General features: G+C 68.4%; 21 protein-coding genes and 1 pseudogene. 6 read left to right on the top strand and 16 right to left on the bottom strand.

The window, feature by feature from the left end; translation table 11 throughout:
• The first annotated feature begins 58 nt into the window (after positions 1-58).
• Positions 59-1,117 carry an NAD(P)H-dependent amine dehydrogenase family protein gene (locus H7I57_RS25690; RefSeq protein ID WP_264027012.1) on the top strand — a complete coding sequence of 353 codons (1,059 nt, stop codon included), beginning with the start codon at positions 59-61 and terminating at the stop codon, positions 1,115-1,117.
• A 2-nt stretch (positions 1,118-1,119) separates the two neighbouring features.
• On the opposite strand, the gene H7I57_RS25685 is transcribed toward H7I57_RS25690, so the two are convergent.
• From H7I57_RS25685 to H7I57_RS25645, 9 genes are all read right to left on the bottom strand, one after another.
• Positions 1,120-1,959 carry a DegV family protein gene (locus H7I57_RS25685; protein WP_264027011.1) on the bottom strand — a complete coding sequence of 280 codons (840 nt, stop codon included), beginning with the start codon at positions 1,957-1,959 and terminating at the stop codon, positions 1,120-1,122.
• Between the two features lie 7 nt (positions 1,960-1,966).
• Positions 1,967-2,749, bottom strand: a complete 783-nt coding sequence (gene octT, locus H7I57_RS25680; RefSeq protein ID WP_264027009.1) for a diglucosylglycerate octanoyltransferase — start codon at positions 2,747-2,749, stop codon at positions 1,967-1,969.
• Positions 2,739-3,416: a glucosyl-3-phosphoglycerate phosphatase gene (gene gpgP, locus H7I57_RS25675; protein WP_264027008.1), complete on the bottom strand. Its 678-nt coding sequence runs from the start codon at positions 3,414-3,416 to the stop codon at positions 2,739-2,741. The genes octT and gpgP overlap by 11 nt, the downstream gene beginning before the upstream one ends.
• Positions 3,413-3,820: a ribosome silencing factor gene (rsfS, locus tag H7I57_RS25670; protein WP_264027167.1), complete on the bottom strand. Its 408-nt coding sequence runs from the start codon at positions 3,818-3,820 to the stop codon at positions 3,413-3,415. The genes gpgP and rsfS overlap by 4 nt, the downstream gene beginning before the upstream one ends.
• On the bottom strand, positions 3,817-4,458 hold the full coding sequence (gene nadD, locus H7I57_RS25665) for a nicotinate-nucleotide adenylyltransferase (protein ID WP_264027006.1): 642 nt from the start codon (positions 4,456-4,458) through the stop codon (positions 3,817-3,819). Before nadD ends, rsfS begins: the two co-directional genes overlap by 4 nt.
• A gap of 64 nt (positions 4,459-4,522) precedes the next feature.
• On the bottom strand, positions 4,523-5,251 hold the full coding sequence (locus tag H7I57_RS25660; protein WP_264027005.1) for a GntR family transcriptional regulator: 729 nt from the start codon (positions 5,249-5,251) through the stop codon (positions 4,523-4,525).
• A gap of 69 nt (positions 5,252-5,320) precedes the next feature.
• Positions 5,321-6,766, bottom strand: coding sequence for a vWA domain-containing protein (locus H7I57_RS25655; RefSeq protein WP_264027003.1), 1,446 nt, complete (start codon positions 6,764-6,766; stop codon positions 5,321-5,323).
• Positions 6,766-7,650 carry an AAA family ATPase gene (locus H7I57_RS25650; RefSeq protein ID WP_264027002.1) on the bottom strand — a complete coding sequence of 295 codons (885 nt, stop codon included), beginning with the start codon at positions 7,648-7,650 and terminating at the stop codon, positions 6,766-6,768. Before H7I57_RS25650 ends, H7I57_RS25655 begins: the two co-directional genes overlap by 1 nt.
• A gap of 13 nt (positions 7,651-7,663) precedes the next feature.
• Positions 7,664-8,932: a glutamate-5-semialdehyde dehydrogenase gene (locus tag H7I57_RS25645; protein WP_264027001.1), complete on the bottom strand. Its 1,269-nt coding sequence runs from the start codon at positions 8,930-8,932 to the stop codon at positions 7,664-7,666.
• A gap of 55 nt (positions 8,933-8,987) precedes the next feature.
• Here H7I57_RS25645 and H7I57_RS25640 point away from each other — a divergent pair, with 55 nt between their 5' ends.
• The 3 genes and pseudogenes from H7I57_RS25640 to H7I57_RS25630 all read left to right on the top strand — a co-directional run.
• Positions 8,988-9,902, top strand: coding sequence for a ribokinase (locus H7I57_RS25640; RefSeq protein ID WP_264027000.1), 915 nt, complete (start codon positions 8,988-8,990; stop codon positions 9,900-9,902).
• Complete coding sequence (locus H7I57_RS25635) at positions 9,871-10,686, top strand: enoyl-CoA hydratase/isomerase family protein (RefSeq protein ID WP_264026999.1); 816 nt, start codon at positions 9,871-9,873, stop codon at positions 10,684-10,686. Before H7I57_RS25640 ends, H7I57_RS25635 begins: the two co-directional genes overlap by 32 nt.
• A 54-nt stretch (positions 10,687-10,740) precedes the next feature.
• Positions 10,741-10,863: pseudogene (locus H7I57_RS25630) on the top strand (transcriptional regulator); the annotation flags it as partial.
• Between the two features lie 126 nt (positions 10,864-10,989).
• Here H7I57_RS25630 and H7I57_RS25625 read toward each other — a convergent pair.
• Complete coding sequence (locus H7I57_RS25625) at positions 10,990-13,032, bottom strand: NAD(+) synthase (RefSeq protein WP_264026998.1); 2,043 nt, start codon at positions 13,030-13,032, stop codon at positions 10,990-10,992.
• Positions 13,033-13,175: 143 nt separating this feature from the next.
• Between H7I57_RS25625 and H7I57_RS25620 the strand changes: the two genes are divergently transcribed.
• Both H7I57_RS25620 and H7I57_RS25615 read left to right on the top strand, forming a co-directional pair.
• Positions 13,176-13,721, top strand: a complete 546-nt coding sequence (locus H7I57_RS25620) for an Hsp20/alpha crystallin family protein (protein ID WP_264026997.1) — start codon at positions 13,176-13,178, stop codon at positions 13,719-13,721.
• An 18-nt stretch (positions 13,722-13,739) separates the two neighbouring features.
• On the top strand, positions 13,740-14,633 hold the full coding sequence (locus H7I57_RS25615; RefSeq protein ID WP_264026996.1) for an SIR2 family NAD-dependent protein deacylase: 894 nt from the start codon (positions 13,740-13,742) through the stop codon (positions 14,631-14,633).
• Here H7I57_RS25615 and proB read toward each other — a convergent pair.
• From proB to ndk, 6 genes are all read right to left on the bottom strand, one after another.
• Positions 14,577-15,689, bottom strand: a complete 1,113-nt coding sequence (proB, locus tag H7I57_RS25610) for a glutamate 5-kinase (RefSeq protein ID WP_264026995.1) — start codon at positions 15,687-15,689, stop codon at positions 14,577-14,579. The genes H7I57_RS25615 and proB overlap by 57 nt on opposite strands.
• Before the next feature lie 25 nt (positions 15,690-15,714).
• Positions 15,715-17,163, bottom strand: coding sequence for a GTPase ObgE (gene obgE, locus H7I57_RS25605; protein ID WP_264026993.1), 1,449 nt, complete (start codon positions 17,161-17,163; stop codon positions 15,715-15,717).
• Between the two features lie 91 nt (positions 17,164-17,254).
• The gene (gene rpmA, locus H7I57_RS25600) at positions 17,255-17,521 is read right to left on the bottom strand and encodes a 50S ribosomal protein L27 (RefSeq protein ID WP_264026991.1); all 267 of its coding nucleotides are present in this window, start codon (positions 17,519-17,521) and stop codon (positions 17,255-17,257) included.
• 16 nt (positions 17,522-17,537) lie between these two features.
• Positions 17,538-17,861: a 50S ribosomal protein L21 gene (rplU, locus tag H7I57_RS25595; protein ID WP_264026989.1), complete on the bottom strand. Its 324-nt coding sequence runs from the start codon at positions 17,859-17,861 to the stop codon at positions 17,538-17,540.
• Positions 17,862-18,031: 170 nt separating this feature from the next.
• Positions 18,032-20,989, bottom strand: coding sequence for a ribonuclease E (rne, locus tag H7I57_RS25590; protein WP_372510403.1), 2,958 nt, complete (start codon positions 20,987-20,989; stop codon positions 18,032-18,034).
• A 311-nt stretch (positions 20,990-21,300) separates the two neighbouring features.
• Positions 21,301-21,711: a nucleoside-diphosphate kinase gene (ndk, locus tag H7I57_RS25585; protein ID WP_264026988.1), complete on the bottom strand. Its 411-nt coding sequence runs from the start codon at positions 21,709-21,711 to the stop codon at positions 21,301-21,303.
• Between the last annotated feature and the right edge of the window lie 67 nt (positions 21,712-21,778).

The following is a 21,778-nucleotide window of genomic DNA, read 5'->3' as shown; positions in this document are numbered from 1 at the left end:
GGCACACCTTAGAGGCAGTAGCTTCATCTGTTGACCCACCACTCGACGAGGAGATGTCATGGCCCCACCGACCACCGATAGACCGCTTCGCGTCATCCAGTGGACCACCGGCAACATCGGGAAGCGGTCCCTGCACGCGATCATCGGCCGCGACGACATGGAGCTGGTCGGCGTCTACGCGCACGGCGCCGACAAGGTGGGTGTCGACGCCGCCGAACTCGCCGGGTGGCCCGAGCCGACCGGGGTGACGGCCACCGACGACATCGAGGAACTGGTGGCGCTGAAGCCCGACGCCTGCTGCTACAACCCGTTGTGGCCCAGCATCGACGAGCTGGTCCGCCTTCTGGAATCCGGAATCAACGTGTGCTCGAGCGCCGCGTGGATCACCGGCGGCAAGCAGACACCCGAAGACCTGGAACGCATCCGAAATGCCTGCGAGAAAGGCAGTTCCACGATCTTCGGCAGCGGTGCGCACCCCGGGATGAGCAACCTGGTGGGGATGGTGCTGTCCGGGGCCTGCGAACGCGTCGACGAGATCCGGATCACCGAGTCGGTCGACTGCTCCACCTACGAATCCGCCGGAACCCAGACCGCGATGGGGTTCTCCCAGGACCCCGACACCCCGGGACTGGCCGACAGTGTGCGCAGGGAGAGCGAGGTGTTCGCCGAATCCGCCGCGATGATGGCCGACGCCATCGGCGCGACTCTCGACCGGATCACGTTCGACGTCACGTTCACCGCGGCCACCGGCGACAGCGACCTCGGTTTCATGAAGATCCCCGAGGGCACCGTGGCCGGAGTGCACGGGTACCACCGTGGCTGGGTGGGCGAGCGCAACGTCGTCAGCGTCGGGTTCAACTGGATCATGGGCGAGCACGTCACGCCGCCCAAGCCGCTTGAGCACGGCCACGTCGTGCAGGTGTTCGGCCTGCCGAACATGCGCACGGTCGTGCACTGCCTGCCGCCGAGGGACTGGACCGAACCGGGGTTCATGGGCCTCGGCATGATCTACACCGCGATGCCGGTGACCAACGCCGTGCCCGCGGTCGTCGCCGCGCCGCCCGGCATCGTGACACTGGCCGACCTACCGCCGATCACGGGGCGCGCTGCGGTGTAGCGCTACCGCCCCGCAGTCAGCACGGCCACGCCTACGGCGCCCGCCCCGACGTGCACGGACAGCACCGGCCCCATGTCGGCCACGCTGAGCGACGAGATCTGCGGAAGTCGTTGCGTGAGGGCGGCACCCAGCGCGTCGGCGGCGTCGTGGTTGTCGACGTGGTGGACCACGACGTCGGCGGTGTTCTCCCCCACCACTTCGGCGACCCGATCCACCATCGCCGCATGCGCCTTGGTGACAGTGCGGATGCGCTGATCCAGCACCAGGCGCCCGTCGACGTCGAGGCACAGCAATGGCTTGAGCGACAACGCCGTTCCCAGCCACGACGCGGTGGTGCGGATCCGCCCGCTGCGGCGCAGGTTGTCCAGCCGGTGCACGACCAGGAAGACGTGCGTGCGGCTCAGCGCCGAACGTGCCGCGGCCTCGACGGCGTCGACGTCGCCACCGGCGGCAGCGCAGCGTGCGGCGGCTGTGGCAACGAAGCCGACACCTGCCGCCGCCGACCGGGAGTTGACGACACGCACCGACGGGCCGAATTCGCGCGCCGCGGTCACCGCCGCGCTGTAGGTGCTCGACAGCGCGGCCGACAGATGGACCGCCACCACGCCGTCCCCACCGCTGTCGGCCAGAGCCTGCCGGTAGGTCTCGACCAGCTCGGCCGGCGTCGCTCCGGCGGTCGTGACCTTGGGCCGGTCGTGGAGGTCGTAGGGGATGTCGTCGATGCCGTCGCGCAGGTCGGTGCCGTCGATCAGCACGTGCAGCGGCACCTCGCGGATGTTCCACTGCTTGCGTTCGTCGGCCTGCAGGCGTGACGACGAATCGCTGACCACCACAACGGACATGGCAGGTCTACTCGCTCGACGGGGGCAGATGCACGCCCGCCTCGGCGAGTCCCTTGATCATCAGCTCCGCCACCGCGCGGTGCGCTTCGAAGTTCCAGTGGATGCCGTCCGGATTGCCCCGCCCGCTCATCACCTCGTCGCCCACCGCCGCCTCGAGGTCGACCAGCGGCACCCCGTGCTCGCCCGCCCACCGGGTGATCGCCTCCACCGTTCCGGGCCTGCCGTGGTGGGCCATCCCGTAGGTCGGCGCGATGTGCACCGACGGCAACGAGGCCACCATCGGAATCCCGGGACGATTGAAGTCGATTGCCCCTCTGGTCATCTCGAGGTATTCGACGGTCAGGTGCGGCGGCAGCGCCGCCCGCGCGACCGGCGAGAACCGCGGCTGCACCCAGCCGTAACCGTCACGCACCCACCGGCGAAGCCACGGCGGCCGCACATACCGGATCAGCTCCCGCAGGGCCGTGGGGAGCGGTGACGGCAGCGAATCCATCCCCGAGGTCGCGAAGATCACCGCGCCCGCTCGCGGCAGCGCCGCCCACGACCGCGGGTCCTGCGTCGCCGCCCACCACACATCGCGACTCGTCCAGCCGATCCGGCCGATCAGTTCCAGATCCCAACCAAGTTGGCCGGCAACGATGTTGGGCCAGATCCGGGGATCGTCGGACGGAAGACCCCCGGTCGGGCCGTAGTAGGACAGCGAGTCGCAGAACACCAGCAGCGTCCGGCGGCGGGCAGGAGCGGAGCGACCGGGGGCTTGATCCTGGCCCGAGGCCGACTCAGAGGACATCGTTGGCGACCTGCGCCGAGGCGTTCCACACGTCGAGGCGCCACCGGATGTCGTCGAACGAATCCGACGCCCCGTCGATGCGGGTGTGGCCCGCCAGCTGCACCCAGCTGGCGTTGCCCATGCCGCCGAGGATGGGCCAGTTGTCCACCGGTATTCCGAGCAGTGCGCCGGTCAGCGCCGCGATCAGCCCGCCGTGCGCCACCAGCACCACCGGGCGGTCGGGTTCGTCGGTCCCCCACTCGGACTGCTGGGCCACCAATTCCTGCACCAGCGGCAGGCTGCGGTCGGCGACGTCCTCCCGGCTCTCGCCGCCGTGCGGGGCCCAGCGCGCGTCCTCGCGCCAGGCGAGCCTGGCGCCGGGGGCCGCGGCGTCCACCTCGAGGTGCGTCATTCCCTGCCAGTCGCCCAGATGCGTCTCGCGCAACCGGGTGTCGATGCTCACCGGCTGTCCGCAACGGTCGCCGAGCGTGACGGCGGTGTCCAGCGCGCGCCGCAGATCAGACGAAACGATCAGCAGCGGTTGACGTTTGGCGAGCACCTCGGCGGCATGGACGGCCTGTTCGCGTCCGAGCTCGCTGAGCTCGGTGTCCAACTGGCCCTGCATCCGGCTGCCGGCGTTGTATTCGGTCTGGCCGTGACGGAGCATCACCAGTCGGCGGACGGTCATTCGGGACCCTCCGCCGCGTCCGCTGCGTCTTCGGCGTTGTCTGTGTCCGCTAAGTCCACCGGGACAGTCGGGCAGTCGCGCCAGAGCCGGTCCAGCGCATAAAAATTGCGCTCGTCCTGGTGCTGGATGTGCACCACGATGTCTACGTAGTCGAGCAGCGTCCAGCGCCCCTCACGAGTGCCCTCGCGGCGCGCGGGTTTGTAGCCGGCCCGGCGCATCTTCTCCTCGACCTCGTCGACGATGGCATTGACCTGCCGCTCGTTGGAGGCCGACGCGATGACGAAACAGTCGGTGATGACGAGCTGGCCGGACACGTCGATGACGATCACGTCGTCGGCGAGCTTGGATGCCGCGGCCCGTGCGGCGACCGTGGCCATGTCGATGGCTTCCTGTGTGGCGGTCAGGGACTGTCTCCTTCGGCTGAGCGGCTGGGACGGCGATAGAGGTCTCGCTTGGCGACGTACTGCACGACGCCGTCGGGAACCAGATACCAGATGGGTCGGGACTCCTCGGCGCGGATCCGGCAGTCGGTCGACGAGATCGCCAGCGCGGGCACCTCGACCAGATGCAGGGTGTCGGCGGGTAGCTCGGCCATCGCGGCCGAGATGTGGCTGGCGTCGAGTTCGTAGCCGGGTCTGCTGACGCCCACGAACGTAGCGAGGGCGAACATGTCCTCCCAGTTCTGCCAGGACAGGATCGAGGCGAGGGCATCGGCTCCGGTGATGAAGTACAGGTCCGCGTCGGGGTTCAGCGCGCGCAGGTCGCGCAGCGTGTCCTTGGTGTAGGTGGGTCCCCCGCGGTCGATGTCCGCCCGGCTGACCGAGAAGCGCGGGTTGGACGCGGTCGCGATCACCGTCATCAGGTAGCGATCCTCGGCAGCGGTCACGGGGCGGCTGCGCTTCTGCCAGGGCTGGCCGGTCGGGACGAACACCACCTCGTCGAGCTCGAACAGGTCGGCGACCTCGCTGGCCGCGACGAGGTGACCGTTGTGGATGGGATCGAAGGTCCCGCCCATCACCCCGAGACGGCGTCGCGATTGCACGAATAGCGAGCTTACGGGACCGTTCGCGTCATCTGAGAATGACGCAGAATCCGCCGTGCCCGACTCAGACCCCGGAGAGCCGGTGCGTCTGGAGAACCTCGGTGACCTCGAACGCGGCGCGGTCGGCGCGGTAGATGTCGTGGCCGTACTCGACGCATCGTCCGGTGCTGTCCACGGTGCGACGGGTCACCAACGTACCCGCCGAACCCGCGCGCACGCCCAGCTGCATGCTCGACGCGTCGTCGAGCACGATGGACTCGAGTACCGCGGTCGAGCGAGCCAACTCGACGCCGTACCGCGTCCGCAGTGCTGCCCAAAGCGACCCCTGCTCGGGCTCGTCGAGGATTCCCGGTGTGAGGTCGGCGGGCATGTATGTCGTCTCCAGCGCGAACGGCACGTCGTCGACGGTGCGCAATCGGTGAAAGACGTGTACCGAGGCCCCCTCAGCGAGGGACAGCGCGAGCCGCACCGCAGGTGTCGCGAGCTGGTGCTCGGCCCACAGCTGACGCGCGGCGGGTCGGCGACCCATCCGGGCAACTTCCTCGGAGAAGCTGCCGACGTGGAACCGCACCCGCGGCTCGGCGACGAATGTGCCGCGTGGCGGGTTCCGGTAGACCAGACCCTCGCTCTCCAGCAGGGCCAGCGCCTGCCGTGCGGTCATGCGGCTGACACCGTGAAGTTCCGCGAGCTCTCTCTCGGAGGGCAGCGACGTGTGGGGGGCCAGTTGCTCGGTGGCGATCCGGTCGCGGACGTCGGAGGCGATCGTCATGTACAGCGGCGTGCCTGAAGGCATCCCTGCAGCGTAGCCGGGTCGGACTCCCGACAGTGTGCGGTTTCAGCAACCCCCGGTCGGCGGAGATGCCTAGACGGGGAGCAGCGCGTCGATGACGGAGGCGAGCTGCTTTGCCGAGCGGCACTCGTGCATCGTGATGACGTCCTCGTAGCGCGGCACCGCCGAATCGCCGCTGCCCCACAGATGCCTGGGCTCGGGGTTCAGCCAGTGGGCGTGCCTGCTGGCGTTCACCATGTGGGTGAGCAGATCGGTCTCGGGGTTGCGGTAGTTGTTGCGTCCGTCGCCGAGCACCAACAAAGAACTGCGCGGAGACAGCACATTCGGGTACTTGTCGAGGAACGACGTGAACGCGTGGCCGTAGTCGGAGTGCCCGTCGCGGGTGTAGACCTCCGCTTCCCGGGTGATGCGCTGCACCGCCACCGCCAGGTCGGACTCGGGCCCGAACAGCTGGGTGACCTCATCGGTGGTGTCGATGAAGGCGAACACGCGAACCCTCGAGAACTGCTGGCGCAGTGCGTGGACCAGCAACAGCGTGAAGTGGCTGAAGCCGGCGACCGAACCGGACACGTCGCACAGCACCACCAGCTCGGGCCGGGCGGGGTGCGGCTTCTTGAGCACCACGTCGATCGGCACGCCGCCGGTGGACATCGACTTGCGCAGCGTCTTGCGCAGGTCGATCTCACCGGCCCGGGACCGGCGGCGGCGCGCGGCCAGCCGGGTGGCCAGCGTCCGCGCGAGGGGCTGGACCACGCGGCGCATCTGCCTCAGCTGCTCACCGGAGGCCCGAAGGAACTCGACGTTCTCCGCGAGCTGCGGGACCCCGTACATCTGCACGTGGTCGCGTCCCAGCTGCTCGGCGGTGCGCCGCTTCGTCTCCGCCTCCACCATTGTGCGCAGCTGTGCGATCCGCTGTGCGGCAAGCGCTTTGGCGATCTGCTCCTGCGTCGGCGTGGGCTCCTCGCCGTAGGGCGCAAGCAACCCGGCCAGCAGCCGGCCCTCCAGGTCGTCGAGGCTCATCGCCTTGAGTGCCTGATACGACGAATACGACGGGCCGCGGCTGGAGTTGTAGCGGCCGTAGGCCTCGACGATCTGGGCGATCATCGCCGCCAACCGCTGGTCGAGGTTCGCCAGCTCCTCGTTGTCGCTCAGCATGTCGACCAGCGCGCCGCGCAGTGCCTCGATGTCCTCCGGAGGAAGGCCCTGTGGATCGCCGTCATCGACATCCTCGTCGGTCAGGACGGTCTTGGCGCCGAGTGCGGCCGGGAAATACAGATCGAACAACGCATCGTAGGTCTCGCGGTGGTCGGGGCGGCGCAGCACCGCGCAGGCGATGCCCTCCCGCAGCACCTTGCGATCGGCCAGGCCCAGCGTCGACATCACCAGGCCGGCATCCACCGTCTCCGACGGACCCACCGAGATTCCATGCCCACGAAGCGCTTCCACGAACTCCACCAGATGGCCCGGAATTCCGTGGGGCGCCAGCGGCTGCGGCGGGCGGGTGCGTCGGACCGCCATCAGTTGAGCCTCAGCTCCCCTGAGGCCTTGACCTGGTCGGACTGGTGCTTGAGCACGACCCCCAGCGTCGCCGCGATCAGCTCGTCGTCGATGGTGTCCATACCCAGGGCCAGCACCGTGCGGCCCCAGTCGATGGTCTCGGCGACCGACGGCAGCTTCTTGAGCGCCATCCCGCGCAGCACGCCGATGATGCGCACCAGTTCCTCGGCGATGTGCTCGGGGAGCTCGGGAACCCGCGAGAGCAGGATCCGGCGCTCGAGGTCGGGGTCGGGGAAGTCGATGTGCAGGAACAGGCAGCGACGCTTGAGCGCCTCGGACAGTTCGCGGGTCGCGTTGGACGTCAGCACCACCAACGGTTTGCGCGTCGCGGTGATCGTGCCGAGTTCGGGCACCGTCACCGCGAAGTCGCTGAGCACCTCCAGCAGCAGGCCTTCGATCTCGATGTCGGCCTTGTCGGTCTCGTCGATCAGCAGCACCGTCGGCCCGGTGCGCTTGATCGCGGTCAGCAGGGGGCGGGTCAGCAGGAACTCCTCGGAGAAGACATCGTCTTTCGTCCGGTCCCAGTCCGCCCCATCCCCCTGACCTGCCTGGATACGCAGGATCTGCTTGGCGTGGTTCCACTCGTAGAGCGCGCGGGCCTCGTCGACGCCCTCGTAGCACTGCAGCCGCACCAGCTCCGAGCCGGTGGCCTGCGCGACGGCGCGGGCCAGTTCGGTCTTGCCGACACCGGCGGGCCCCTCGACCAGTAGCGGCTTGCCCAGCCGGTCGGCGAGGAACACCGCGGTGGCGGTGGCGGTGTCGGGCAGATAGCCGGTCTCGGCCAGCCGCCGCGCGACATCGTCGATGTCGGCGAACATCGGCACGGGTATTGCGGGGACGCTCATCGGGTCTCCTGACTCAAGCCGGACGGGTGTGGCCGGTAACGGGCGAGCCCCACACGATCCACTTGGTCGACGTCAATTCTGGCAGGCCCATCGGACCTCTGGCATGAAGCTTCTGGGTGGAGATGCCGATCTCGGCACCGAAACCGAACTGCTCTCCGTCGGTGAACGCCGTCGATGCGTTCACCATCACCGCTGCCGCATCCACCTGTTCGGTGAAGCGTTGTGCAGCAGCAAGATCCGTTGTGACGATGGCCTCGGTGTGACCGGTGCCGTATTCGTTGACGTGCGCGATCGCAGCGTCGAGACCGTCGACGACGGCCAGCGCGATGTCCATCGAGAGGAACTCGGCACGAAGCTCTTCCTCGGACGGGTCGGCGTGCACCGTCACGCCCGCGTCCTGCAGGGCGGCGGTCAGCCTCGGCACCGCGACGTCGGCGATGGCCGCGTCGATCAGCAGCGACTCCGCGGCGTTGCACACGCTGGGCCTGCGGGTCTTGGCGTTGAGCAGGATGCGCTCGGCCATGTCGAGATCGGCCGATTCGTGAACGTACACATGGCAGTTGCCGACACCGGTCTCGATGGTCGGCACCTGGGCATCGCGCACCACGGCGTCGATGAGGCCGGCTCCGCCACGTGGGATCACCACGTCGACCAGTCCGCGCGCCTGGATCAGGTGCGTGACGCTGGCGCGGTCCTCACTGGGCAGCAACTGCACGGCGTCGCTGTCGAGGTTCTCGGTTGCCAGCGCGGCACGCAGCGCGGTGACCAGTGCGGCATTGGATTTCGCCGCCGACGAACTACCGCGAAGCAGAACGGCGTTGCCGGACTTCAGCGTCAACCCGAACGCGTCGACGGTCACGTTGGGGCGGCCCTCGTAAACGATTCCGACCACACCGAGCGGAACCCGCTGCTGGCGGAGCTGCAGCCCGTTGACCAGCGTGCTGCCCCGCAGCACCTCACCGATCGGGTCGGGCAGACCGGCGACCTGCCGCAGCCCGTCGGCGATGCCCTCCACCCGGGCGGGGTTCAGGGCCAGCCTGTCGAGCATCGCCTCCGGCGTGCCGGCGTCGCGCGCCGTCGCCAGGTCGGCCTCGTTGGCGTCCAGGATGGTGCGGGTGTTCATCAGCACGTGATCGGCGGCGGTGCGCAGGGCGCGGTTCTTGACCTCGGTGCTCAGCGTCGCCAGAGCACGAGAGGCGACGCGGGCCCGCCGGGCGGCGCCGTGCACCTGCTCGCGCAGGTCCTCGCCCACCTGACTGCGCTCCGGAGCGTGCAGAGTCATTAGCCCAGCGTAACGGACCTGCCGACGTCCGCTCGTGTCGACTAGCGTTGTCGCCATGGTGGCGCGGGTCTGCGTGGTCGGCAGCGTCAACGCCGACCTGACGTTCACGGTGGATGCCCTGCCACAGCCCGGGCAGACGGTTCTCGCGTCCGCGTTGTCGACGTCGCCGGGCGGCAAGGGCGGCAATCAGGCGGTCGCCGCCGCACGGTCCGGCGCGCAGGTGCAACTCGTCGCGGCGCTGGGCACCGATGCAGCCGCCGAGCACCTGCGCACACATCTGCAGGACAACGGCGTCGGCCTGAACGGTGTCACCAGCGTGCCCGGGCCCAGCGGTTCGGCGGCGATCATCGTCGACGCGAACGCCGAGAACTGCATCGTGGTGGCGCCGGGCGCCAATGCGCACCTGAGCCTGACCTCGGCCGCGGTCCGGTCGGTGGTCGCCGACTGCGACGTGGTGCTGATCCAGTTGGAGATCCCCGTCGATACCGCGACGGTCGCCGCCCGCGTGGGACGCGACGCGGGCGCCGTGGTGATCGTCAACGCCTCGCCCGCCGCCCGGCCCGCCGAGATGACCGCCCTGGCCGGCCTCGCCGACGTGGTCGTCGTCAACGAGACCGAAGCAGACGCCTGGCTGACCGAAGGCCGCTCACCGGTACCCCATCTGGTCATCACCCGTGGTCCGCGCGGTGCCAGCCACCTCGCTGGCGGCGAGCGGTCCGACGTGACGGCACCCGCGGTGGAGGCGGTGGACACCACAGGTGCGGGAGACGTGTTCGCCGGCGTACTGGCGGCAGCCTGGTCCGATGGAATCGACTACGCGCTGCGCCGGGCGTGCGCCGCGGGGGCATTGGCGACACTGGTTCACGGTGCCGGTAACTGTGCCCCTTACAGTGAGGCCATCGACGACATCCTGGACGCACGACTGGAGGACCGAGTAGATGACGACCCCACCTCGCCCACCCGAAGGTGATTGGCTCGGTACACCGTTTTTGAAGTTCACGCGGGAAGGCGCGTTCGGGGTGTGCACGCTGGACCGGCCCGAGGCGCGCAACGCGATGACCCCGGCGATGTACTTCGGCATCAAGTACGCGGTCAAGCACGTCGACGCCGATCCCGACCTGGCCGGGCTGCTGCTCACCGGAACCGGTGACGTCTTCGCCCCCGGTGGCGACATGGGCGGCGGTGGCGCCGACAACTGGCTGACGTTCGGCTCGGCACTGGGCATGGACGCGCTGCCGTTCGACACCCTGCGACAGTCCAGCAAGCCCGTTGTCGCCGCCGTGAACGGGCTGTGCCAGGGCGGCGGACTACAGATCGCGCTGTGCGCCGACATGGCGGTGGTCAGCGACCGGGCGACGTTCCGCGTGCCTGAGCTGTACCGCGGGATCGCCGACACCTATTACAGCCACATGCTGGCGCGGCTGATCGGACCGGTCCGCACCCGCGACCTGATGTTCACCGGCCGCACGCTGTCGGCGGCCGAGGCGCTGGACTGGGGCATGGTGGCGCGGCTGGTTCCGCACGAGGAACTCCACGACGCCGCGCGGGAGGTGCTTGCCCAGTGTTGCCGCACGGCGCCCGGAGCCCGCTCGGTCATCAAGTCGAGCCTGGACAACTACATCGGTCTCTACGACCGCATCGGCATGCAATCCAGCTTGGGCGCACCGGAATCCATCGAAGGGTTCATGGCGTTCAAGGAGCGCCGCTCACCGGAGTGGGTGCACCCCGACCTGCGCGTCGACGGCAGGCTCTGACACCGCAATAGTTCAGGCTTTCCTGAATACAGATCGCGATGTACCGCTTGCCTCATGCAGACGGCACTCGGTAGCGACGCCCTGTCCCGATTCGGCTGCGCCTTGTCCGACCCCACGCGCGCGGAGATCCTGCTGATCCTGCGCGACGGACCCGGATATCCCTCCGAGCTCGCCGAACGGCAAGCGTGGGCCGTTTCGTGCCCGGCCTCGGCCGCGTAGACCGGGGCCGCGTAGGCCGTTGAGACTGCCGTGGGGGGGCGCGGACACGCCGCGAGATCACGCCCTGAGCGCAGCCTGAACGCCCTACTCGTTGGGTACCGACCGTTCGATCTCGTCGAGCCAGGTGCGGGCCGACATGTCGGATGGCGCGCGCCAGTCCCCCCGCGGGGACAGTGAGCCCCCCGCGGACACCTTGGGGCCGTTGGGCAGCGCCGAACGCTTGAACTGGCTGAACGAGTAGAAACGCTGGGCGAAGACCTGCAGCCAGTGCCGAATTTCCTTGAGCGAGTAGGACGGTCGTTTACTTTCCGGGACACCGGGGGGCCAGTCCCCGCGATCGGGGTCGCTCCAGGCGTGCCACGCCAGGAATGCCACCTTCGACGGCCGAAACCCGTAGCGCAGCACCTGGAACAGCGAGAAGTCTTGCAGCACATAAGGTCCGACTTTGCCCTCGCTGCTCTGGATCTCCTCGTCCTCGCCCGCCGGGACGAGTTCGGGGCTGATCTCGGTGTCCAGTACCGACGCCAGCACGTCGTTGACGGTGTCGTCGAACTCCTTGGCCGAGATGACCCAGCGAATCAGGTGCTGGATCAACGTCTTCGGCACGCCCCCGTTGACGTTGTAGTGCGACATCTGGTCGCCCACACCGTAGGTCGACCAGCCCAGCGCCAGCTCGGACAGGTCGCCGGTGCCCAGCACGATGCCGCCGCGCTGATTGGCCAGCCGGAACAGGTAATCGGTCCGGAGACCGGCCTGCACGTTCTCGAACGTGACGTCGTAGACCTTCTCCCCGCGCGAGAACGGATGATCGATCTCTTTGAGCATCAACTCGGCGGTGGACCTGATGTCGATGGTCTCGAACGTCACGCCGAGCGCGGTGGCCAGACGGGTCGCGTTGTCCTTGGTGCGCTCACCCGTGGCGAAACCGGGCATCGTGAACGCCAGGATGTCGTTGCGCGGCCGCCCCTCGCGGTCCATCGCCCTGGCGGCGACGATCAACGCGTGCGTCGAGTCCAGTCCGCCGGACAGCCCCAGCACCACCTTCGGATAGTCCAGCACGCGCAGGCGCTGCTCGAGACCGGACACCTGGATGTTGTAGGCCTCGTAGCAGTCCTGCTCCAGCCGCTCCACATCGGCGGGCACGAACGGGAAACGCTCCACCTCCCGCAGCAGGCCGATGTCACCGTCGGGCGGATCGAGGCGGAACTCGACGCGGCGGAAGGTGGTCTCGTCGATCTGGTGGTGGCGGCGGTTGTCGTCGAACGTGCCCATGCGGGTGCGCTCGTTGCGCAGCATCTCCAGATCGACGTCGGCCACCGACCGGCGCTCGCCCTTCGGGAACCGCTCCGACTGCGCGAGGCACACGCCGTTCTCCCAGATCATGGTCTGGCCGTCCCATGCGAGATCGGTCGTGGACTCGCCTTCCCCCGCTGCGGCGTAGACGTAGGCGGCCAGGCATCGAGACGACGCCGACCGCGCCAGCAGACAACGGTCGTCGGCGCGGCCGATCGTGATGGGGCTCCCGGAGAGGTTGGCCAGCACCGTGGCTCCGGCCAGTGCGGCTTCGGCGCTCGGCGGGACAGGGACGAACATGTCCTCACAGATCTCCACGTGCAGCACGAAATCGGGCAGGTCGACCGCCTCGAACAGCAGGTCGGGTCCGAACGGCACGTCGGAATCACCCAACCTGATCTCCCCGCGCTCCTCGTCCCCCGCCGCGATCTGGCGCTTCTCGTAGAATTCCCGGTACGTCGGCAGGTACGACTTCGGTGCGATGCCAAGCACCCGACCGCGGTGGATGACGACCGCGGTGTTGTAGATCCTGTTGCGGTAGCGCAGCGGTGCGCCGACCACGAGCACCGGCATCAGGTCCACCGACCCTGCCATCACCTCGAGCAGGCCCTCATGGACGGCTTCGAGCAGCGCGTCCTGCATCACGATGTCTTCGATCGAATACCCGGACATCGTCAACTCGGGAAACACCGCCAGCGCGACGCTGTCGTCGTGGCAGTCGCGTGCGATCCGCAGCACCGACTCTGCGTTGGCGGCCGGGTCCGCGAGCGCGGTGTGATGGGTGCACGCGGCGACGCGCGCGAAGCCGTGCCGGTAGGCGGAGTAGAAATCCATGCCTCATTGTTGCCCGGAAACCCGATCGGTTATGCAACCCCGTCCAAGACGGCGTCGGCGGCGTGCACGTGTTGGCCTGACGTTAGCCCGCCCGCACCGCGCACGATTCGGGGATTTTCCCTGAGGCGCGCAAGCTGGCATTCGTGAACAAGGTTGCCACTCAACGTCAGTCGCGTCCATTTCTCACCGATTTGACCCTCCTGCTCGATGGCCTTCCGGCGTTTGCGGCGCTGCGGCCGCTGTTGGATTCCCGCACCATCCGTGTCGAGGACGAGCTGTACGACGACATGTACGAGGTCCGCGCCGAACTGCCCGGAGTCGACCCCGAGGACGACATCGAGGTGACCGTGCGCGACGGCCGGCTCACGATCACCGCGCAGCGGGCGCGCCCGGGCGAGAACACCGGTCGCTCGGAGTTCACCTATGGGGCGCTGACCAGGACGCTGATGCTGCCCGACGGCGCCGACCCCGACGACGTCAATGCCACCTACGACCGCGGGATCCTCACCGTCCTGGTGCCGTTGTCGGATGAGCACCGGCTGGAGAAACACATCGAGGTGGTGGAGGTCGTCAGCATCGAGGACCTCGACGAGGACGGGGACGAGGACCAGGACCAGGACGACGCCACGGTGGCTGACGAGGCCGCCGACGAGGCCGCTGACCAGCTTGTATCCGCCGACCACGGCTGATCACCTACATTCGACAAGGTGGAAGCCCCGGAACTGGTCGCCCTGCTGCGAGGCAAGCGTGTCGCAGTGCTGACCGGTGCGGGACTCTCCACCGATTCGGGTATCCCGGACTACCGCGGCCCTGATTCGCCGCCGAGTAACCCGATGACGATCCGTCAGTTCACGTCCGATCCGGCATTCCGGCAACGCTACTGGGCGCGCAACCACGTCGGATGGCGGCACATGCACGCGACGTTGCCGAACGCCGGGCACCGCGCACTCGCACAGTTGGAGCGAGCCGGCGTGGTCACCGGGGTCATCACCCAGAACGTCGACCTGTTGCACACGAAGGCGGGCAGCCGTGCCGTGGTCAACCTCCACGGCACCTACGCGCAGGTGGTGTGCCTGACGTGTGGCCACATCCTGACCCGGGAACAACTGGCCTCCGAGTTGGAGCGGCTCAATCCCGGATTCAGCGAGCGGGCCGAGGCCGTCGGTGGGATCGCCGTCGCACCCGACGCCGACGCCATGGTCACCGAGACGGCGTCGTTCCGCTTCCTCGACTGCCCGCGTTGTGCAGGCATGCTGAAGCCGAACATCGTCTACTTCGGCGAGAGCGTGCCCAAAGACATTGTCGAGGAGGCTTATTCGGTGGTCGACGGCGCGGACGCCCTACTAGTGGCCGGGTCGTCGCTGACCGTCTATTCGGGTTATCGCTTCGTCCGCCACGCCGCCGCACGGGGCGTCCCGATCGCGATCGTCAACCGCGGGCCCACCCGCGGCGACGACCTGGCGACCGTGAAGATCGACAACGGCTGCTCACCGATGCTCGCGCTGCTCGCCGACGAATTGCCCCGTCTGACCGCCCCGGCAGTCTCAGACCGGGACGAGGTCGTCGGCGTGTACGGCGGGGCGTCGCATCTCGGCGGGTAGGTCCGAGGTGGACCGGCCCAGCATCGTCGCCAGCTCGGACGCGTCGTAGGCGACCACCCCCCGGGCCACCATGGTCGAATCCCCAGCTCGCAACTCCACGACATCGCCGCCGTAGAACCGGCCTGACAGTGCCGTGATGCCCGCGGCGAGTAACGAACGTCGCTGTCGCACAACGGCGTTGACGGCACCGTCGTCCAGTGTCAGGGTTCCGGCAACCTCCGCGGCGTAGCGCACCCAGAATCGGCGTGCCGACATGCGCCCTGCGCGGGGCGCGAAGACGGTGCCCACCGACGCGTCGGCCAGCGCAGCGGCCGCGTCCGACGCCGCGGCCAACAGCACCGGCACCCCGGCATCGGCGGCCAACAGCGCCGACGACAGCTTCGAGACCATGCCGCCGGTTCCCAGGTGGCTACCACGTCCGGCGGTCACGCCGTCCAGGTCACCGGGACCGGCGACCTCGGGAATGAAGCGTGCCGGGTGGTCTTCGGACGCCTTGCGGGGGTCGCCGTCGTAGAGGCCGTCGATGTCGCTCAACAGCACCAGCGCATCCGCTCCGACCAGGTGCGCGACCAGCGCCGAGAGCCGGTCGTTGTCACCGAATCTGATCTCGTTGGTGGCCACGGTGTCGTTCTCGTTGACGATCGCCACCGCGTGCAGCGCACGCAGCCGGTCCAGGGTGCGTTGGGCGTTGGTGTGCTGCACCCGCATCGAGATGTCGTGGGCCGTCAGCAGTACCTGTCCCACCGTGCGCGAGTAGTGCCCGAAGGCAGCGCTCCACGAGTTGACCAGTGCCACCTGCCCGACGCTGGCCGCGGCCTGCTTGGTGGCCAGATCCGTCGGCCGCTTGGTCAGACCGAGTGGCTCGACGCCCGCGGCGATCGCACCCGAAGACACGATCACCACGTCGGAGCCGGCCTTCATCCGCGCCTCGATGGCGTCGGCGAGGTGCTGCAACCGCCCCGTGTCGAAAACACCGGACGGCGTGGTCAGTGCGCTGGTGCCGATCTTGACGACGACCGAGCGGGCGGTGCGGATCGCCTCGCGGTGCTCACTCACTACTGTCTGCTCTTCGCGCAAGCGCTCACTCGCCACCGCCGCTGCTTTCCCTCCGCGCCTTTCGCGCCGCCTTCCGCTCGTCGGCCCCGACCCGGTCGGTCTGTTCGAGCCGGAGGTCGGTGCCGCGACCGGACAGCGGCACGTCCACGCCCGCGGGGGTCTGCGGCTCCCAGTCGAACGTCATGTCACCGATGGTCACGGCACAGCCGGGTCGGGCACCGAGTTTGAACAACTCTTCTTCGACACCGAGGCGGGCCAGTCGGTCCCCGAGGTATCCGACGGCTTCGTCGTTGTCGAAGTTGGTCTGGGCCACCCACCGCTGTGGCCGGGCGCCGCGGACGACGAACCCGCCCATGCCGTCGGCCTTGACCGTGAAACCACTGTCGTCGACGGCGACCGGCCGGATCACCGGGCGGCGCGGCACCACCTCGGGTTGTGCGGCGCGATAGGCCGACACCATGTCCCACAGCGCGAACGTCAGCGGCCGCAGGCCTTCCCGGGCGACCGTCGACACCTCGAACACCGGCCAGCCGAACTTGCGGACGACTTCCTCGCGGACGAATTCGGCGAGTTCCCGGGCTTCGGGCACGTCGATCTTGTTGAGCACCACCGCCCGTGGACGTTCGGCCAGGTCGCCGAGGGTGGCGTCGCCCTGCAGCGTCGGGGTGTACGCGGCGAGTTCGGCCTCCAGCGCCTCGATGTCGGAGACCGGGTCACGACCGGGATCCAGCGTCGCGCAATCGACGACGTGCACGAGCACCGCGCACCGTTCGAGGTGCCGCAGGAAGTCCAACCCCAGCCCACGCCCTTCGGAGGCACCGGGAATCAGGCCGGGAACGTCGGCGACGGTGAACGTGTGGTCCCCGGCCGAGACCACCCCGAGGTTGGGCGCCAGCGTGGTGAACGGGTAGTCGGCGATCTTCGGCTTCGCCGCAGAGATGGCCGACACCAGCGACGACTTGCCCGCGGAAGGAAAACCGACGAGCCCGACGTCGGCGACCGTCTTGAGTTCGAGCGTGAGATCGCGGGCCTCGCCCTTCTCGCCCAGCAGTGCGAACCCGGGGGCTTTGCGCGCCCGCGAGGCCAGTGCGGCGTTGCCCAGCCCGCCCCGCCCGCCGGCAGCGGCTTCGAACCGGGTGCCGGCGCCGACCAGGTCGGCCAGCATCCGGCCGCGCTGGTCGAGGACGACGGTGCCGTCGGGCACCTTCACCTCGAGATCGGCGCCTGCCGCGCCGTCGCGGTTACTGCCGGCGCCCTGTTTGCCCGACGGGGCGACCACGTGGGGGTGGAAGTGGAAGTCGAGAAGCGTGTGGACCTGGGGGTCGACGACGAACACGATGCTGCCGCCGCGCCCGCCGTTGCCGCCGTCAGGACCGCCCAGCGGCTTGAACTTCTCGCGGTGTACCGAGGCACAGCCATTCCCGCCGTTGCCCGCCCGCGCGTGCACGACGACGCGGTCGATGAACCGGGTCATCGGACTTCCTTTCCATCACCGAACCTACGTTTTGCAGACGAAGCGCGAGAGCCCCTCTGAAAAACGTAGATCTCGACGGAGGAAGAGGGAATTACGCTTCGACGCGCTCGACGCGGACGACGTTGACGAACTTGCGCCCGCGCTTCTTACCGAACTCGACGGCGCCCGGCGCCGTGGCGAACAGCGTGTCGTCGCCACCACGGCCGACGTTGTCGCCGGGATGGAAATGAGTACCCCGCTGACGGACCAGGATCTCGCCGGCCTTGACGACCTGGCCGACGAACCGCTTGACGCCCAGTCGCTGAGCGTTGGAGTCGCGACCGTTGCGTGAGCTGGAAGCGCCCTTCTTGTGTGCCATGTTGTCGCTCCCGTCGTTACTTGATGCCGGTGACCTTGAGCACCGTCAGCTGCTGACGGTGACCCTGGCGCTTGTGATAGCCGGTCTTGTTCTTGAACTTGTGGATACGGATCTTCGGACCTTTGGTGTGCTCGAGGACCTCACCGGTGACGGCGACCTTCTCCAGCGCCTTGGCGTCGGTGGTCACCTTCGAGCCGTCGACGACCAGCGCGACGGGCAGTGAGACCGTGGCGCCGGCCTCGACGTCGAGCTTCTCCACCTTGACGATGTCACCGGCGGCGACCTTGTACTGCTTGCCACCGGTCTTGACGATCGCGTACGTGGCTGATTCGGCTGCCATCGATGGTGTTCCTCTGCTTCGCGTGCGGGCGCGCAGCACCCGGGGGTGTGCGTGCGGGTCTGGGGTGCGGGGGCCGGAGAACTGGTCTCGTGACGTCCCGCTGTCTCCCGCCGGCCGTGGGTAGGCCCTGGAGACAACTGCTCAAGGTTACGTGACCAGCGGGTAGAGGGTCAAACCGCCGGCGGTCCTGCGGGTCGCGCCGCGGCGCGCCTGCGGTGCCGACCACCTGGAGCGGTCACCGCGACGGCCTGCGGCGGCTCGTCGGCCCCGTCGTCGGAGTCATCGTCAGCCTCATCGGAGTCATCGTCGAGGACGTCGATGTCGTCTTCGTCGTCCTCGTCTTCGTCGTCGGCATCGAGGTCGATCTCGTCCTCGTCGTCCTCGTCTTCGTCGTCTTCGTCGTCTTCGTCGTCTTCGTCGTCTTCGTCGTCTTCGTCGTCTTCGTCGTCTTCGTCCGAAGCGTCATCGAGGTCGTCCTCGTCATCCGAGTCGTCCTCGTCCGTGTCGCCCTTGACGGCTCTGCGGATCGTCTCCGGATCGAGCTCGGCGACCTCTTCGGCGGTTCCGGTGTCATCGTCGGTGTCTTCGTCGTCGTCGTGCTTGCCGTTCGCCGCGGCCATGGCCTTGAACATCGGGTGCTCACCAGGCAGATGCGCCGGCACCTTGACCACCGGGACGTCCTGCTGGTCGCGGCCGCCGCGCTTGCCTCGCTTGCTGCGACGTCCAGCGCCGGGCTCGGACTTGCGGCCCGTCGTCGACGCGGAGTCGACGGGGTCGCCGTGAAGCATGATGCCACGCCCGCTGCAGTGCGTGCAGGTTGTCGAGAACGCCTCGAGGAGCCCGGTGCCCAGCTTCTTCCGGGTCAGCTGCACCAGCCCCAGCGAAGTCACTTCCGACACCTGGTGGCGGGTGCGATCGCGGGCCAGCGCCTCGGTCAGCCTGCGCAGCACCAGATCGCGGTTGTTCTCCAGCACCATGTCGATGAAGTCGATGACGACGATGCCGCCGATGTCGCGCAGCCGGAGCTGCCGCACGATCTCCTCGGCGGCTTCCAGGTTGTTGCGGGTCACCGTCTGCTCGAGGTTGCCCCCCGATCCGGTGAACTTGCCGGTGTTGACGTCGACGACCGTCATCGCCTCGGTGCGGTCGATGACCAGCGTGCCACCCGACGGCAGCCACACCTTGCGGTCCATCGCCTTGGTGAGCTGTTCGTCGATGCGGTGCACGGCGAATACGTCAGGGCCGTCCGGGGAGGCCGGCTCGTACTTTGTCATCCGCGGAACCAGTTCGGGCGCCACGGCGTGCACGTAGTCGTTGATCGTGGTCCAGGCGTCGTCGCCGGAGACGATCAGTCCGGTGAAGTCCTCGTTGAACAGGTCACGGATGACCTTGACCAGGACGTCGGGCTCTTCATAGAGCGCCACCGCCGCACCGGCGGCCTTCTTCTTGGTCTCGGCAGCCTTGGCGTCGATCTCGTTCCACCGCTCCTGCAAGCGGTTGACGTCGCTGCGGATGTCTTCTTCCTTGACGCCTTCGGAGGCGGTGCGGATGATGACACCCGCGTCCGAGGGCACCACCTCGCGCAGGATCTCCTTCAGGCGCTGACGTTCCGTGTCGGGCAGCTTGCGGCTGATGCCGGTCGACGATGCGCCCGGCACGTAGACCAGGTAGCGGCCCGCCAACGACACCTGCGTCGTCAGCCGGGCGCCCTTGTGGCCCACCGGGTCCTTGCTGACCTGGACGACGACGTAGTCACCGGGCTTGAGGGCCTGCTCGATCTTGCGCTGCGCGCCCCCGAGGCCTGCAGCCTCCCAGTTCACCTCGCCGGCATAGAGCACGCCGTTGCGGCCGCGGCCGATGTCGACGAACGCCGCCTCCATCGACGGCAGCACGTTCTGCACGATGCCGAGATAGATGTTGCCGACGAGCGACGACTGGGCCGCTGAGGTGACGAAATGTTCGACCACCACGCCGTCCTCGAGGACCGCGATCTGCGTGTACCGCGCGCCCTCGTGGGGTGGCTCGGTGCGGACCTTGTCGCGGATGACCATCATGCGCTCGACGGCTTCGCGTCGCGCCAGGAATTCCGCCTCGCTCAGGATCGGCGGCCGGCGCCGGCCGGCATCGCGGCCGTCCCTGCGGCGCTGCCGTTTGGCTTCCAAGCGGGTGGACCCGCTGATGCCCTGGATCTCGTTGTTCGACGAATCGCCGTTGCCGCCGCCCTTGGCGCGCCGCGGCGGGCGTTCGTGGACGACGGTGTTGGGCGGATCGTCGGGCGCTGTGCCGCCCTCGGTGTCGTCGTTGGAACCGGACTTGCGGCGGCGCCGCCGGCGCCTGCGGGTCTTGCCGCCGTCGGCACCCGACCCGTCATCGTCGCTGGTGTCATCGTCGTCGTCGGAGTCGTCGCCGGTCTCGGACTGCTCACCCTCGGGCTGTCCGTCGCCGTCCGAGTCCCCCGTCGAATCGTCGCCGTTCTGTTCGCCGCGACCCCGACCCCGGCCGCGACGTCCCCGTCGGCGGCGCTTGGCGGTGGGGCGGTCGGACTGGTCGTCGTCGGACTCCGACCCGTCGTCACCGTCGGTGTCGTCGTCCTCGTCGCCGTCGTCCTCACCGTCGCTGTCGCCTTCTACGGGTTCTTCGAAGCGCACGGGCTGCGGAGCGACGAACAGCGGCAGATAGTCGGCAGGTTCGGTGGTTTGCGAAGCCGGGGTTTCCAGGATCAGCCGCGACTCGGGCTCTTCCTCGGTCACCGGGGCGGGGCTCGCCTCAGCATCAGGCCCACCCACGGGCTCGGCCTGCGCGTCGGCCACCGGCTCGGCTGCGGGTTCGGCTGCGGCCACCGGCTCGGCTGCGGCCTCGGATTCGGCTTCCGGCTCGGTGAGAGCCTCACGTACCCGGTCGACTTCCTCACGGCCCACCGTGGAGTGCGCGCTGCGCGTCCTGCCGTCCAACTCGACCAGGGCGTCGATGATCCGCTTGCTGGTGGTACCGAGGACCCGGGCCAGCGAATGCACCCTCAGTCGTTCAGGCGGTGGTGCGTCCTTGGCTTCACCGGATGGGACCGCGGCGTGCTCGGTCGCTTCCGGGAGGTCGTGGGTAGGAGCCTGAAAGTTCTCATTGTCGGCCACGTATTCTCCTCAAGCCCCCGGGCGCGTCATTGTGCTGACGCGGCCACGCGAGGGCTTCGTTTCTGTGTCCGGGCTGACTACTCCCGAACTTGTTATGGTCTCGCCCCGAGCGATCCACAGGGGAACAATCTCGGTGCCGGTCTGAATGATGGCTGGACGGGTCTGCGCCGCACCGCGGTAACGATGGTCGCGCTCGTCGAAGTCTTCATCCGGGTGGCCGACCCTGGGTTGTAAGGCCGGTCACCCGCGCCCAGTATCCCACATCCCGACGGCAGGACCGATAAGGCCGCGTCAACCCGGTCCGTGCGGCCCTATCGGCCGGGGAACCAGAGATCTATCTCCCGGACGGCTGAGTCGGGCGAATCGGATCCGTGGACGAGGTTGAATTGCGTCTCCAACCCCAGGTCACCGCGGATGGTGCCGGGGGTGGCCTTCTCGACGGGATCGGTGCCGCCGGCCAACTGCCGGAACGCGGCGACGGCCCGCGGGCCCTCCAGGATCGCGGCCACGACCGGGGCCGAGGTGATGAACTCCAGCAGCGACGGGAAGAACGGCTTGCCCTCGTGCTCGGCGTAGTGCGCGCGGGCCAGCTCGTCGCTGACGGTCTTGAGCTCCAGGGCGGCGATGGTGAGGCCTTTGCCTTCGATTCGGCTGAGGATCTCTCCGATGAGGCGGCGTTCGACGCCGTCGGGCTTGATCAATACGAGGGTTCGCTCAGTCACGGCCGACAGCCTAGCCGGACGACGATCAAGCGGCGAGGAACGAGTCCGCGATGAGGAGTCCGGCAAT

The sequence above is a fragment of the Mycolicibacterium pyrenivorans genome (genome assembly GCF_025821625.1).
GTDB classification, from domain to species: domain Bacteria; phylum Actinomycetota; class Actinomycetes; order Mycobacteriales; family Mycobacteriaceae; genus Mycobacterium; species Mycobacterium pyrenivorans.
The sequence above is the reverse complement of the archived record's forward strand: the minus strand, read 5'-3'. Positions and strand labels throughout refer to the sequence as shown.